Origin of the sequence: Dyella lutea, assembly GCF_024158035.1 — a bacterium.
Lineage (GTDB): Bacteria > Pseudomonadota > Gammaproteobacteria > Xanthomonadales > Rhodanobacteraceae > Dyella_A > Dyella_A lutea.
Map to the genome: position 1 here is coordinate 56,864 of NZ_JAMZEK010000003.1, position 13,691 is coordinate 70,554.

The 13,691-nt window shown below is 69.8% G+C and carries 12 protein-coding genes; 2 read left to right on the forward strand and 10 right to left on the reverse strand.

Annotated elements, in window-relative coordinates:
- Nucleotides 1-7 precede the first annotated feature (7 nt).
- On the reverse strand, nt 8-853 hold the full coding sequence (locus NC595_RS12385) for a helix-turn-helix domain-containing protein (protein ID WP_253566913.1): 846 nt from the start codon (nt 851-853) through the stop codon (nt 8-10).
- Between the two features lie 116 nt (nt 854-969).
- On the opposite strand from NC595_RS12385, the gene NC595_RS12390 reads away from it, so the two are divergent.
- Nucleotides 970-2,235, forward strand: a complete 1,266-nt coding sequence (locus tag NC595_RS12390; RefSeq protein WP_256489096.1) for an MFS transporter — start codon at nt 970-972, stop codon at nt 2,233-2,235.
- A 50-nt stretch (nt 2,236-2,285) separates the two neighbouring features.
- Nucleotides 2,286-3,041 (forward strand): Bax inhibitor-1/YccA family protein, encoded by a 756-nt coding sequence (locus NC595_RS12395; protein WP_253566914.1) that lies wholly within the window; start codon nt 2,286-2,288, stop codon nt 3,039-3,041.
- Here the strand turns inward: NC595_RS12395 and NC595_RS12400 are convergent, their stop codons facing one another.
- From NC595_RS12400 to NC595_RS12440, 9 genes are all read right to left on the reverse strand, one after another.
- Nucleotides 3,042-5,711, reverse strand: a complete 2,670-nt coding sequence (locus NC595_RS12400; protein ID WP_253566916.1) for a sensor histidine kinase — start codon at nt 5,709-5,711, stop codon at nt 3,042-3,044. It lies immediately after the preceding gene.
- Nucleotides 5,712-5,721: 10 nt separating this feature from the next.
- Nucleotides 5,722-6,297 carry a potassium-transporting ATPase subunit KdpC gene (kdpC, locus tag NC595_RS12405; protein ID WP_253566918.1) on the reverse strand — a complete coding sequence of 192 codons (576 nt, stop codon included), beginning with the start codon at nt 6,295-6,297 and terminating at the stop codon, nt 5,722-5,724.
- Between the two features lie 13 nt (nt 6,298-6,310).
- Entirely contained in the window at nt 6,311-7,114 is an 804-nt protein-coding gene (locus tag NC595_RS12410) for a TorF family putative porin (RefSeq protein ID WP_253566920.1), read from the reverse strand.
- Nucleotides 7,115-7,173: 59 nt separating this feature from the next.
- On the reverse strand, nt 7,174-7,371 hold the full coding sequence (locus tag NC595_RS12415; RefSeq protein WP_253566922.1) for a hypothetical protein: 198 nt from the start codon (nt 7,369-7,371) through the stop codon (nt 7,174-7,176).
- 37 nt (nt 7,372-7,408) lie between these two features.
- Nucleotides 7,409-9,481: a potassium-transporting ATPase subunit KdpB gene (kdpB, locus tag NC595_RS12420; protein ID WP_253566924.1), complete on the reverse strand. Its 2,073-nt coding sequence runs from the start codon at nt 9,479-9,481 to the stop codon at nt 7,409-7,411.
- Between the two features lie 3 nt (nt 9,482-9,484).
- A complete protein-coding gene (kdpA, locus tag NC595_RS12425) occupies nt 9,485-11,284 on the reverse strand; it encodes a potassium-transporting ATPase subunit KdpA (RefSeq protein WP_253566926.1) in 1,800 nt (599 codons plus the stop codon).
- Entirely contained in the window at nt 11,281-11,373 is a 93-nt protein-coding gene (kdpF, locus tag NC595_RS12430) for a K(+)-transporting ATPase subunit F (RefSeq protein ID WP_253566928.1), read from the reverse strand. The genes kdpA and kdpF overlap by 4 nt, the downstream gene beginning before the upstream one ends.
- A 241-nt stretch (nt 11,374-11,614) precedes the next feature.
- Nucleotides 11,615-12,640, reverse strand: coding sequence for a UDP-N-acetylmuramate dehydrogenase (murB, locus tag NC595_RS12435; protein WP_253568310.1), 1,026 nt, complete (start codon nt 12,638-12,640; stop codon nt 11,615-11,617).
- 10 nt (nt 12,641-12,650) lie between these two features.
- The gene (locus tag NC595_RS12440; RefSeq protein WP_253566930.1) at nt 12,651-13,688 is read right to left on the reverse strand and encodes a quinone-dependent dihydroorotate dehydrogenase; all 1,038 of its coding nucleotides are present in this window, start codon (nt 13,686-13,688) and stop codon (nt 12,651-12,653) included.
- Nucleotides 13,689-13,691 lie beyond the last annotated feature (3 nt).

Below are 13,691 nucleotides of genomic sequence, written 5' to 3' on the forward strand. Positions count from 1 at the left end.
TGCATCGTCATCGTCCGGACATGTTGCTGCGATTGATTGACAGGGCCATGACGGTAGCGGTTTCGGCGTCCATCGGCCCATCCGGCTGAAGGTAGCGGCTGGGTGGCGCGCCGAGTACCCGGCGAAACGCCGCGGTGAAGGCGCTCGCGCTGGCATAGCCGATTTCGGTGGCGACCCGGGTGACCGGCAAGCCCTGCCCGAGCAGCGCCAGGGCGGCGAGCAGGCAGGCCTGCTGTCGCCAGAGCGCAAAGCTCATGCCGGTTTGCGCGCGGAACAGCCGGGTGAAGCTGCGTCGGCTCATGCCGGCCTTGTACGCCATGGCGTCGATGTCGACTTCCAGCGCAGGGGCTTCGAGCAGGGCGCGGCACAGGCGGGCCAGCCGCGGGTCGCCGGGGAGCGGCGTGGTGAGCGGCAGCTCGGGTGCTGCCGCCACCTCATCGAGCAGCAGCGCCATGACCCGGCCGTCGCGGCCGTCCAGCGCGTATTCGGCCGGCAGATCCACGGCCTCCATCAGCAGCGCGTGCAGCAGGGGCGAGACGTGGATGACCCGGCAGCGGTCGGGCAGGCCCAGCCGCTGCACCGCATCGCGGTGCACATAGGCGCTGCGGGTGGACACGCCACCGCTCATGCGCACCTCGTGCTCAACGCCCGGGGGGATCCACAACGCACGATGCGGCGGGACCATCCAGCCGCCCGCCTGGGTGATCACGGTGAGCACGCCGGTGGCGGCGTACAGCAGCTGGCCGCGCTTGTGCGAATGGCTGGGCAGGACCCGATGCGGCAGGTAGTCGTTGCCGGTGGCGACGACGTCGCGAGGCGTGTCTTCGTAGGCGGTGACGCGGGTGTTGCGCATGGCTGACCCCTGGTCTGGCCCGGATTCGACAGCAGATGACCCGAAAGCGTACACGGGCCGCCGCCCGCATCACTAGAGTGGCCGCCTTCCCCCACTGTCGCCCCTCCCGCACCCCCATGGATACCCGCGTCGTCCCTGCCGCCGAGGTGGCCTCCGCTGCGCCTCCGGTGGCCGTTCCCGATCCGTCCCGGCCGGTGTTCGCCGTACTCGGCGCGATCAGCTTCGCGCACCTGCTCAACGACATGATCCAGTCGCTGATCCTGGCCATCTACCCGTTGCTCAAGAGCGGGTTCGGCCTGAGTTTCGGTCAGATCGGCCTGATCACCCTGACCTACCAGCTGACCGCGTCGCTGCTGCAGCCGATGGTGGGGATGGCGGCGGATCGCCGTCCGATGCCGTATTCGCTACCCGTCGGCATGGGCTTCACGCTATGCGGCCTGCTGCTGCTCGCCGATGCGTCGGCGTTCTCCACGCTGTTGCTGGCCGCGGCCCTGGTGGGCACCGGCTCCTCGGTATTCCATCCGGAGTCCTCGCGGGTGGCGCGCGCTGCCTCCGGCGGGCGGCTCGGCCTGGCGCAGTCGCTGTTCCAGGTGGGCGGCAACGCTGGTGCCTCGCTGGGACCGTTGCTGGCCGCGTGGATCATCGTTCCGCATGGGCGCGGCAGCGTCGCCTGGTTCGCGCTTGCGGCCCTGCTGGCGCTGGCGGTGCTGGTGCGGGTGGGGCGCTGGTATCGCGATCACCAGATCACGCGCCGCGCGCTCGCGGTTGCGCCGGTCGTGGGGCTGCCGCGGGGCAAGGTGGCCGGGGCGATCGCGGTGCTGGTGCTGCTGGTGTTCTCCAAGTACTTCTACCTGGCCAGCATCAGCAGCTACTACACCTTCTACCTGATCCACACGTTCGGCGTGTCGGTGCAGAACGCGCAGACCCACCTGTTCGTGTTCCTGTTCGCGGTGGCGGCCGGCTCGCTGATCGGCGGGCCGGTGGGCGACCGCATCGGCCGCAAGCGGGTGATCTGGGTGTCGATCCTCGGCGTGGCGCCGTTCACCCTGCTGTTGCCGCATGCCAGCCTGTTCTGGACCGGCGTACTCAGCGTGGCGATCGGCCTGGTGCTGTCCTCGGCGTTCTCCGCGATCCTGGTCTACGCGCAGGAACTGATTCCCGGCCGCGTGGGGATGGTCTCGGGCCTGTTCTTCGGACTGGCCTTCGGCATGGGCGGTATCGGCGCCGCGGTGCTGGGGCGGCTGGCCGACACCCACGGCATCGACTACGTCTACCACCTGTGCGCGTGGTTGCCGCTGATGGGTCTGATCACGGTGTTCCTGCCCGATCCCGGTGGTCGGGCCGGCCAGGATCGCGGGCGAAGCGACCGGATGGTGCGCTAGGATCGCGGGTATCGCCACGCGGGCCGTGGCATCCCTCAGGAGATCCACAGATGCGCACGGGCAACCCGGTATTGCAGGAAAAGACGTTCCAGGGGCTGTTCGCCGAGGGCGAGCGGATGACCATGAACGGCACGATCGCCAAGAGCGGCCTGCTGCTGCTGTTGATCGTGGTCACCGGCAGCTTCACCTGGCACCGTTTCCTCGATGCCGCGGCCGGCGGCAACCTCGCCCAGGCTGTGGCCGCCGTGTCGCCGTTCCTGTGGGGTGGGCTCATCGCCGGCTTCGTGCTGGCGATGGTCACTGCGTTCGCCCCACGTTGGGCGGGTATCACCGCGCCGCTGTACGCCATCGCCGAAGGCTTCGCCCTGGGCGGGCTGTCGGCGATGATGGAGCTGCGCTACGCCGGCACCGTGCTGCAGGCGGTGATGCTCACCCTGGCCGTGCTGGCGGTGATGCTGACGCTCTACCGCACCGGCATCATCAAGGTCACCGACCGCTTCCGCACCGGCGTGGTGGCGGCCACCGGCGGCATCGCGCTGCTCTATCTGGTGGACATCGGCCTGCGGGCCTTCACCCACATCCAGATTCCCTTCATCCACGAGTCCGGCGCGCTGGGCATCGGTTTCAGCCTGCTGGTGGTGGGGCTGGCCGCGCTCAACCTGACGCTGGATTTCGACCTGATCGACCGCGGGGCCACACAGGGCGCCCCGAAGTACATGGAGTGGTACGGCGCGTTCGCGCTGATGGTCACGCTGGTATGGCTGTACCTGGAGATCCTGCGCCTGCTGTCCAAGGCGCGGCGCTGATCAACCGTCCGCCGGCGGTGCCGGCGGCACCGGCAGGGTGATCCGGATGGTGGTGCCGCGGCCGTCGCCGGGCAGCGCCTCGACGCTGCCGCCATGGGCGCCGATCATGCCGCGGCAGATCGCCAGGCCCATGCCGGTGCTCTGCGGAGCGCGGTCGCCGCGCGCCACGGAATAGAACATGTCGAAGATCCGCGCGCGTTCCTCCTCGGGGATGCCGGGGCCGCGGTCGGCGACGTCGATCGTCAATTTCCCCTCGACCAGGCGGGCGTCCACGCGCACCGCCTCCCCGCTCGGCGAGAACCGCGCGGCGTTCTCCAGGATGTTGAACAGGGCCTGTTCGATCAGCGCCGGATGCACGTGCAGCAGCACCGGCTCCGGCGTGCCGTGCACCTGCAGGCGCAGCTCGGGGAACAGCTTGCGCACGCGCGCGCTGGCCGAGGCGACGATGTCGTCGGCGGCGATCCAGTCGCGATTCAAGGTCAGCGTGCCGTGGCCCAGCCGGGTCATGTCGAGCAGGTTCTGGATGTAGCGGTCCAGCCGCTGTCCCTCGCCGAGGATCGACTGCAGCAACTGGTCGAGCTCGCGCTCTGGCAACTGGTGGCGATAGGACACCAGCGTGCCGGCGGCGCCGATCATCGCCGCCAGCGGCGAGCGCAGGTCGTGCGAGACAGAGGACAGCAGGGCATTGCGCAGGCGTTCGGTCTCGCCCTGCACGCGGGCGCCCTCCAGCTCGTCGGCGAGCCGGGCGCGCTCGAGCGCGCGGGCCAGATCCTGCGCCATCGCCAGCGCCAGGCGCCGGCGCTCCGCATCCAGCGTCGCGTCCGTCGGCAGGCGTACGAAGGCGACGCCGAGCCGGTGCTCGTCCACCGCCAGCGGCAGCGCCCAGCCGCTGGCACCGTGCAGCGTGTCGGTGAAGCGTCCGGCCGGTTCGTGGTGGCGATCGCACCAGTCCGCCGCCGCGGTGTCCTGCGCCGACAGGTGGACGGCGCGGGGCGCCGCGTGGGCGACCTGCAGCTGCCCGTCGGCACCGCGCGCCAGGATGGCTACTTCGGCGTCCAGCGCGGTGGCCATGGCGCGTGCTCCGGCCTGGCGCGCACCGTCGGCATCGGCGCTGGCCGTCAGCTGCTGGCCCAGGCCCAGCAGGGCACGCGCATGCACCTGCGCGATACGCAGCGAGCGGACCTGGGTCGCCAGGCGCGTTGCCAGCCGGCTGCAGACCAGTGCCGCAAGCAGGAACAATCCCACCGCCAGCACGTCGTCCGGGTGGCTGATGCGCAGCGTGTAGCGCGGTTCGGTGAAGAAGAAGTTGTCGCCGAGGAAGCACAGCAACGCGGCATACACGGCCACCGCCATGCGCGAGCGCACCGCGACCACCAGTACCGCAGTGAGGAAGATCAGCGACAGGTTGGCGACGCCCAGCCAGGTGTTGGCGACGAAGGCGAGCACGAAGGCGATCGCGATCACCGCGGTGGCGTATCCATAGGCGCTGCCCGAGGCGGTCCGGACCGGCTGCCGTGCCCGTCGCCGCGCCTGCACCCGCTCGGCCGGCGTGGCGATGATGGTCAGTTCCATGTGCGCGCCGCGGCGCATCAGGCGCTGGGTCAGCGAGATGCCGAGCAGCCGTGCGAGCGGACGTTCGCGGGTCCGGCCGATCAGGATCTGGCCGACCCCCTCGCGGTCGGCATGCGCAAGCAGTTCGTCGGCGATGGCCTGCCCGCGCAGCGTCACCGGCTCGCCGCCGAGCCGCTGGGCCAGCCGCATGGCAGCGTCCAGCCGCTCGCGGCGCGTCGGGTCCAGCGGTGCGCCGGTATCGACGAACACTACGCTCCACGGCGCGCCGCGTCGCTCTGCGATACGCCGCGTCACGCGTACCAGGTATTCGCTTTGGCCGTGACCGTCGATCGCCGCCATGACCCGCCGTCGCACGGTCATCGCACTGCCGCGCGCCAGCATCTGGTCGCGCAGGTCGCTGTCGACGTGATGGGCGATGGTTTCCAGCGCCAGCTCGCGCAACGCGGCCAGGTTGCCCGGCGAGAAGAACGCATTGAGCGCGGCGGCGGCGGTCTCCGGCACGTAGACCTTGCCCTGCTTGAGCCGGCCGATCAGCTCGCGCGGCGGCAGGTCGACCAGCACGATGTCGCGTGCGCGGTCGAGGAAGGCATCCGGCACCGTCTCGCGCACGGCGACGCCGGTGATCCGCCGCACCTGGTCGTTGCGGCTCTCCAGGTGCTGCACGTTGAGCGTGGTGTAGACGGCGATGCCGGCGTCGAGCAGCTCGGCCACATCCTGCCAGCGCTTGGCGTGCCGCCCGCCGGCCAGGTTGGTATGAGCGAGCTCGTCGACCAGCAGCACGGCGGGGCGTCGGGTGAGCGCGGCGTCGAGGTCGAATTCCTCCATCGCGTGGCCGCCGCGCTGCTCGCCCGGCCGCCGTGGCAGCGTTTCCAGGCCATCCAGCAGGGCGGCGGTTTCCGCACGGCCGTGGGTTTCCACCAGTCCCACCACCACGTCGACACCCTGGCGCCGCAGCTCGCGTGCGGCCGAGAGCATGGCGAAGGTCTTGCCGACGCCGGGGGCGGCGCCGAGGAAGATCTTCAATCCGGCTTCGCGCGCATCCTCCTGCACGGCCTGCAGCAGGGCGTCGGCACGGGCGTTGCGGGGGGCGTCGGTCATGGTCGTGGGCTCAGTGCGAGGGCGCGTCCAGCGCCAGGTTCAGTGCCAGTACGTTCACCCGCGGCTCGCCGAACAGGCCCAGCCAGCGGCCCTGCGTGTGCGCCGCAACCAGTTGCCGTACCCGCGCTACGTCGAGGTGACGGGCCCGCGCCACACGCGCCAGCTGGTACTGAGCTGCGGCCGGGCTGATCTCCGGGTCCAGGCCGCTGGCCGACGCGGTGACCAGGTCCACCGGCACCGGCTGCGTGTTGCCGGGATCGGCCGCGTGCAGCGCCGCGATGCGCTGGCGCACCGCATCGGCCAGCGCGGGGTTGGTCGGGCCGAGGTTGGAGCCGGCCGACGCTGCGCCGTTGTAAGGCTGCGGCGAGGTGGCCGAAGGACGACCCCAGAAGTAGCGCGGATCGTCGAACGGCTGGCCGATCAGCCGCGAACCGACGACGTGCCCGTCGCGCAAGATCAGGCTGCCGTCGGCCTGATGCGGAAACGCCACGTGGGCCACGCCGGTGACGGCGAGGGGATAGAGCACGCCGGTGATGACGGTCATCACCAGCAGCATGAGCAGGGAAGCGCGCAGCAGCTTGAACATGGGAGACCTCCGGTCAGAACGTGCCCTGCAGCATCACGAAGCCGCGCGTGCCGCCCACGTTGCGGGTGTCGCTGGCGTCGAGAAAGCTGGCGGTATGGCGATAGAACGCCGCATTGGTGGCGTGGGTGATGCCGCCGCTGAGCGACCAGTGCGGATCGAGCTGGAACTTGAGCGTGGCACCGACGTCGCTGTAGCCGGGATCGCGCGCGCCGTTCGCCAGCGGCACGGCGAGTGCGGTGGTGACGTGCGTATGACCGGCGTGCAGGGCCAGGCTCCAGGCATCGGTCAACGGCAACGTGGCATCCAACTGCAGGTAGCTGGTGCCCTTGGAGTCGCCGGTATAGCCCTGCTCGGTATCGACGCCGAAATAGTCGGTGAGCGCACGGTTGTACTTCAGCGTGAACTGCTTCCAGCCCAGCGCCGCGTTGAACTCGGCGGTATTGAGCGAGCGCCGTGGCAGGCCGGCCTGGTCGAGGTTGGCGCCGGGGTACACGTAGCCGTACAGGCCCACGCGCCAGGACCAGTCAGGGGTGATCGCCCGGCCATAGCTGGCGTAGAGATCCAGCTCCATCGCGCCGCCGGGATAGCTGCGTTCGCTGATGCTGGAACCCCAGAAGCCGGCGGCGAAGCCGTTCGGGTTGGCGTAGTCGGCGCCGCCCTGGATGGCCGGACGGCCCCAGGTCTGGGTCAGGCCGCGGAACATGTAGTCGGAGGTCACGGCGAGGTTGCCGGTGACCGGGCTGGCCGGCGCATCGTCGGCGATGGCCGTGGTACCGGCGAGCAGGAAGGGAAGCATGGTCAGGTAGTGCGGTTTCATCGATGTTGCTCCGCGTCGGGCGCTATGGCGCAGACGCTCGGGTGAGGAAGAGGCCGGTGTCAGATGCCGGCGTAGCCGCCAAGCACGTAGGCGTCGTCGTCCGACATGGCCGGCGGCAGGGGCGCCTCGGCCGTACGGGCGGCACGCGCCGGCAGCGCGATGACGACAGCGCAGTCGCTGTCGTCGGCCGACAGATGCAGTTGCACGTCATCGTGGGTGTGATCGGGAAGGGAAACGGAGACTTTCAGGGTCTGCATGGTCGGTGTCCGTCGTGGGGAGATGGCGCCGGTGGCCTCAGGCGAGGCCCAGCGCGACGAGCAGCAGGTCGATCAGCTTGATGCCGAGGAAGGGCACGACGATGCCGCCCAGCCCGTACACCAGCAGGTTCCGCCGCAGCAGCGCGCCCGCGCCGAGCGCGCGGTAGGCCACGCCTTTCAGCGCCAGCGGAATCAGGAACACGATGATCAGCGCGTTGAAGATCACCGCCGACAGGATCGCGCTGCGCGGCGTGGCCAGGTGCATCACGTTGAGCGCGTTGAGCGCCGGATAGGTGCTGGCGAAGGCGGCCGGGATGATCGCGAAGTACTTGGCGATGTCGTTGGCGATCGAGAACGTGGTCAGCGCGCCGCGGGTGATCAGCATCTGCTTGCCGATCGCCACGATCTCGATCAGCTTGGTCGGGTTGGAATCGAGGTCGACCATGTTGCCGGCCTCTTTCGCCGCCTGCGTGCCGCTGTTCATCGCCACCGCGACGTCGGCCTGCGCCAGCGCGGGCGCATCGTTGGTACCGTCGCCGCACATCGCAACCAGCCGGTTCTCGGACTGGATCTCGCGGATCAGGGCGAGCTTGGCCTCCGGCGTGGCTTCGGCGAGGAAGTCGTCCACGCCCGCCTCGGCGGCGATCGCGGCGGCGGTGAGCGGGTTGTCGCCGGTGATCATCACCGTCTTGATGCCCATGGCGCGCATCTCGGCGAAGCGCTCCTTGATGCCGCCCTTGACGATGTCCTTCAGCTCGATCACACCAAGTGCGCGCGCGTTCTCGGCCACGATCAGCGGCGTGGCGCCGCGCCGGGCGATGTCTTCGGCAACGCGCTTGACCGCCGGCGGCAGGTGGCTGCCGAGGCCGTCCAGATGGCGCTCCACCGCATCGACGGCACCCTTGCGGATCGCGCGGCCGGGCAGGTCGACGCCGCTCATGCGGGTCTGCGCGGTGAACGGCACGAACTCGCCGATGGCTTCGTCGCGCTCGGGCGCCGCCAGGCCATGGCGCTCACGCGCCAGCATCACCACGCTGCGGCCCTCGGGCGTCTCGTCGGCCAGCGAAGCCAATTGCGCCGCTTCGGCCAGTACGCGTTCGTCGATGCCCGGCGCGGGCAGGAAGGCGACCGCCTGGCGGTTGCCCAGGGTGATCGTGCCGGTCTTGTCCAGCAGCAGCACGTCGACGTCGCCGGCCGCTTCCACCGCACGGCCGGAGGTGGCGATGACGTTGGCGCGGATCATCCGGTCCATGCCGGCGATGCCGATCGCCGACAGCAGCGCGCCGATCGTGGTCGGGATCAGGCACACCAGCAGCGCCACCAGCACGGTGAGGGTGATCGGGTTGCCGCTGCCGGCGGCCTGCACGCTGTAGATGGAGTACGGCAGCAGGGTCGCGCAGGCGAGCAGGAAGATCAGCGTGAACTTGGCCAGCAGGATGGTCAGCGCGATCTCGTTCGGCGTCTTGCGCCGCGCGGCGCCTTCCACCATCGCGATCATGCGGTCGAGGAAGCTCTCGCCCGGGTTGCGGGTAATGCGCACCACCAGCCAGTCCGACAGCAGCTGGGTGCCGCCGGTGACCGCGCTGCGGTCGCCGCCGGCCTCGCGGATCACCGGCGCGGATTCGCCGGTGATCGCCGCCTCGTTGACGCTGGCGGCGCCGATGATCGCCTCGCCGTCGCCCGGCAGGATGTCACCGGCTTCCACCAGCACCACGTCGCCGGCGCGCAGGTCGGCCGAGGACATCACCGTCACTGGGGCCTCGCGGCGTGCTGCGGCGAGCTTCTTCGCCGGCACCGCGCGGCGCGTGCTGCGCAGCGCGTTGGCCTGCGCCTTGCCGCGTCCTTCGGCCAGCGCCTCGGCGAAGTTGGCAAACAGCAGGGTGAACCACAGCCACAGGCTCACCCAGAAGATGAAGCCGGTCGGCGCTTCGCCGTGGCCGGTCAGTGCCTGCACCCACAGCCCGGTGGTCAGCGCGCTGCACAGGAACACCACGAACATCACCGGATTGCGGAACTGCAGCCGCGGCGACAGTTTGCGGAAGGCGTCGACGACGGCGGCGAGCACCAGCTCGCGGTCGAAACGCACGCTAGCCTGGGTATGCGAAGTCATGGATCAGTGCCCCGAAAGAGATTCGACGATCGGCCCGAGCGCGAGCGCGGGCAGGAAGGTGAGTGCGCCCACCACGATCACCACGCAGGCCAGCAGCGCGACGAACAGCGGCGTGTGGGTGGGCAGGGTGCCGGCCGACGGCGGCACGTGGCGCTTGGCGGCCAGCGAGCCGGCCATGGCGAGCATCGCCACGATCAGCGGATAGCGCGCCAGGAACATGCAGATGCCGAGCAGCACGTTCCAGAACGGCGTGTTGGCGGAGAGGCCGGCGAACGCGCTGCCGTTGTTGTTGGAGGCCGAGCTGACCGCGTAGAGGATCTCGCTGAAGCCGTGCGCGCCCGGGTTGGCCAGTCCGGCGACACCCGCCGGCGCCATCACCGCGATGGCGGTGCCGATCACCACCAGCGCGCAGGGAATCAGCACGGCGATCGAGGCCATCTTCATCTCGTGCGCCTCGATCTTCTTGCCGAGGTACTCGGGCGTGCGTCCGACCATCAGGCCGGCGATGAACACCGCGACCACGGCGAAGGCGAGCAGGCCGTACAGGCCGGAGCCGACGCCACCGAAGATCACCTCGCCGAGCTGGATCAGCCACATCGGCACCAGGCCGCCGAGCGGGGTGAACGAGTCGTGCATCGCGTTCACCGAGCCGTTGGAGGCGGCGGTGGTGGCGGTGGCCCACACCGTCGAGTCGACGATGCCGAAGCGCGTCTCCTTGCCCTCCATGTTGCCGCCCGCCTGCAGTGCGCTGGCATGCTGGTCCACGCCCAGGTGCGCCAGCATCGGCGTGCCGGCCTGTTCGGCGGCGGTGCAGGCGATCAGCAGCGGCACGAAGATCGCCAGCATCGTCGCCAGCAACGCCCAGCCCTGACGACGGTCGCCGACCATGCGGCCGAAGGTCAGGCACAGCGCCGCCGGAATCAGCAGGATCGACAGCACCTCCAACAGGTTGCTCAGCGGCGTCGGGTTCTCGTACGGATGCGCCGAGTTGACGTTGAAGAAGCCGCCGCCGTTGGTACCCAACTGCTTGATCGCGATCTGCGAGGCGGCCGGTCCCATCGGCAGGGTCTGCGTGGTCACCGGCACGTCGCGGGTCTGGTCGTGGCCCTGGGCATCCTTCATCGGATGGCCGGCAGCGTCCTTGACCGTCTCGGTGATGTGGCTGGGCTGGACCAGCGTGGCCTCGGCGTAGGGGTGGAAGTTCTGCACCACACCCTGCGAGACCAGCGCCAGCGCGAGCAGCAGCGACAGCGGCAACAGCACGTACAACGTGCTGCGGGTGAGGTCGACCCAGAAGTTGCCCAGGCCCTGTGCGCTTCTGCGGACGAAGCCGCGGATCACCGCCACCAACACGGCGATGCCGGTGGCCGCGGAGAGGAAGTTCTGCACCGCCAGGCCAAGCATCTGGGTCAGGTAGCTCATCGTCGACTCGCCGCCGTAGCCCTGCCAGTTGGTGTTGGTGGCGAAGCTGATGGCGGTGTTCATCGACGAGTCGGCAGACACCGCCGGCAGGTGCGCCGGGTTGAGCGGCAGCCATGCCTGGCAGCGCTGCAGCGCGTAGACCACGAGCAGGCCGACCAGGTTGAACACGAGCATGGCCAGCGTGTAGCGCTTCCAGCCCATGTCTTCGTCGGCACGGATGCCGCACAGGCGATAGATCGCGCGCTCGATGCCACCGCCGAAGCGGGTGACGCGGTTGGGCGTGTCGGCGAACACGCGCGCCATGTAGCTGCCCAGCGGGATCGCCAGCAGCAAAAGCAGGCCCAGGAACAGACCCATCTGCAGATAGTCGTTGGCGGTCATTCGAACCACTCCGGCTTGAGCAGGGCCACGCACAGGTAGCCGGTGACGGCCACCGCGAGCACGGCGGCGAGGATGTAGAGAACGGTCATGGCAGGTTCCTTCGGGGCGCGGCCGCTCAGCGGCGGCCGAGCCGGTCGCACAGGCGCACCAGGCCGCCGGTGAGGGCGGCCAGGGCGGCGATCAGCAAGAGGTAGGGGATATCCAAGGGAGAAGGCTCCGTCGAGGTGACGGCGCGCATTCTCGAAACCGGCGCATAAGAAAGGGGTAGCGAAAAATCGCTACCCCATATAGATCGCGTAAAAAGTCACGCGGCCGGGCGGCCGCGCGCGCTCAGGCACCGATGACCAGCGGCTCGGGCTCCAGCTTCACGCCGAAGGTGGCTTCCACGCTGGCGATCACCTGGCTGGCGAGCGCCCACAGTTCGCGGCCGGTGGCCTGGCCGTGGTTGACCAGCACCAGCGCGTGGCGCGAGGAAATGCCGGCATCGCCTTCGCGATAACCCTTCAGCCCGGCCGCCTCGATCAGCCAGGCGGCGGACAGCTTGCAGCGGCCGTCGGCGGTGGGCCAGGCGACCAGCTCGGGGTGTTCGCGTTTCAGCGCCTCGCCAGTGGCGGCGTCGACGATCGGATTCTTGAAGAAGCTGCCGGCATTGCCGATCACCGCCGGGTCGGGCAGCTTGCGCGTGCGCAGGTGGATGATCGCCTCCGCCACGTGGAACGGCGCCGGCTTGTCCACGCCCATGCGTGCCAGCTCCTCGCGGATGCCGGCGTAGTCCAGGCGCAGCTCGCGGGTGCGCGGCAACGCGAAGCGCACGGCGGTGACCACGTAGCGGCCGGGCTCGCGCTTGAACAGCGAGTCGCGATAGCCGAAGGCGCAGGCGGCGTGGTCCAGCGTCACCACCTGGCGCTCGCGGGTATCCCACGCTTCCACGCTGTCGATGAACTCGGCCACTTCGGTACCGTAGGCGCCGATGTTCTGGATCGGTGCGGCGCCGACCGTGCCGGGGATCAGGATCAGGTTCTCCAGCCCGGCGATGCCCTGGCCCAGGGTCCAGCGCACGAAATCGTCCCAGCGCTCGCCGGCGGCCACCGCCAGCCGCACGATGCGGCCGTCATCCTCCACCTGCACGCCCTGGGTGGCCATCGCCAGCACGGTGCCGTCGAAGTCGCCGGCGAACAGCACATTGCTGCCTTCGCCGAGCACCAGCAGCGGACCCTGATGCACGGCGGGGAAGTCGAGTAGCTCGGGCAGCTTGCTGGCGTCGCGGATCTCCGCCAGCAGTCGTGCCTTCGCCGCCACGCGCAGCGTGTTGCGGCGGGCCAGCGGGGCGTTCTCGATCAGCGTATAGCCGCCCATGTCGATGCGCTCAGCGGCCATCGGCGCCTCCGCGCTGGCGGCGGATCTCGTCGACGCACTCGGCGATCAGTGCCGGGCCGCGGTAGATCAGGCCGGAATAGACCTGCAACAGCGACGCGCCGGCGTCGAGCTTGGCGACCGCGTCGCCGCCATCGAGGATGCCGCCGACGCCGACGATGCCGACCTTGCCCTGCAGCCGTTCGGCCATGCCGCGCTGCACCGCGGTGGCGCGCGCCATCAGCGGCCGGCCGGACAGGCCGCCGGTTTCCTGCCCTTGCGGGTCGGAAGCCACGGCGCTGTGGTCGATCGTGGTGTTGGTGCAGATCACGCCGTCCACGCCGCTGGCCAGCAGCACCTCGGCGATGGCGTCGAGCTCGGTTTCGGACAGGTCCGGCGCGATCTTCAGCAGCATCGGCTTGCGCGCGCCGTGCTGTGCGCCCAGCCGCTCCTGCGCCTCGCGCAGGGTGCCGATGAAGCGGCGCAGGGTCTCCTCTTCCTGCAGGTCGCGCAGGCCCTGGGTGTTGGGCGAGGAGATGTTCACCGTGACGTAGCTGGCACGCGCGTAGACGCGCTCGAGGCAGAACAGGTAGTCGTCGACCGCCTTCTCGTTCGGCGTGTCCTTGTTCTTGCCGATGTTGATGCCGAGGACGCCGGCATACGATGACTGCTCGGCATTGCGCACCAGCGCGTCGACGCCGTCGTTGTTGAACCCGAGGCGGTTGATGATCGCCTCGTGCGCAGCCAGGCGGAACATCCGCGGCTTCGGGTTGCCCGGCTGCGGGCGCGGCGTGGTGGTACCGACCTCGACGAAGCCGAAGCCCAGCGCGCCGAGTGCGTCCAGGTGATCGGCGTTCTTGTCCAGGCCGGCCGCCAGGCCGACCGGGTTGGGGAAGCGGATGCCGAGGGCGTCGACCGGGAAGTCTGCCGGCGGCGTGGCGACGAAGCGCAAAAGCTCGCTGCGATGCGCGACATCGAGCCCGTACAGGGTCAGCCCGTGGGCGGTTTCGGGAGCAAGCGCGAACAGCAGGGGGCGCAGGGTTCGATACATGCG

Bases quoted from the DNA above. Each gene is read 5' to 3' on its own strand.
- NC595_RS12385 (WP_253566913.1), bottom strand. From the start codon at position 853: ATGCGCAACACCCGCGTCACCGCCTACGAAGACACGCCTCGCGACGTC.
- NC595_RS12390 (WP_256489096.1), top strand. From the start codon at position 970: ATGGATACCCGCGTCGTCCCTGCCGCCGAGGTGGCCTCCGCTGCGCCT.
- NC595_RS12395 (WP_253566914.1), top strand. From the start codon at position 2,286: ATGCGCACGGGCAACCCGGTATTGCAGGAAAAGACGTTCCAGGGGCTG.
- NC595_RS12400 (WP_253566916.1), bottom strand. From the start codon at position 5,711: ATGACCGACGCCCCCCGCAACGCCCGTGCCGACGCCCTGCTGCAGGCC.
- kdpC (WP_253566918.1), bottom strand. From the start codon at position 6,297: ATGTTCAAGCTGCTGCGCGCTTCCCTGCTCATGCTGCTGGTGATGACC.
- NC595_RS12410 (WP_253566920.1), bottom strand. From the start codon at position 7,114: ATGAAACCGCACTACCTGACCATGCTTCCCTTCCTGCTCGCCGGTACC.
- NC595_RS12415 (WP_253566922.1), bottom strand. From the start codon at position 7,371: ATGCAGACCCTGAAAGTCTCCGTTTCCCTTCCCGATCACACCCACGAT.
- kdpB (WP_253566924.1), bottom strand. From the start codon at position 9,481: ATGACTTCGCATACCCAGGCTAGCGTGCGTTTCGACCGCGAGCTGGTG.
- kdpA (WP_253566926.1), bottom strand. From the start codon at position 11,284: ATGACCGCCAACGACTATCTGCAGATGGGTCTGTTCCTGGGCCTGCTT.
- kdpF (WP_253566928.1), bottom strand. From the start codon at position 11,373: ATGACCGTTCTCTACATCCTCGCCGCCGTGCTCGCGGTGGCCGTCACC.
- murB (WP_253568310.1), bottom strand. From the start codon at position 12,640: ATGGGCGGCTATACGCTGATCGAGAACGCCCCGCTGGCCCGCCGCAAC.
- NC595_RS12440 (WP_253566930.1), bottom strand. From the start codon at position 13,688: ATGTATCGAACCCTGCGCCCCCTGCTGTTCGCGCTTGCTCCCGAAACC.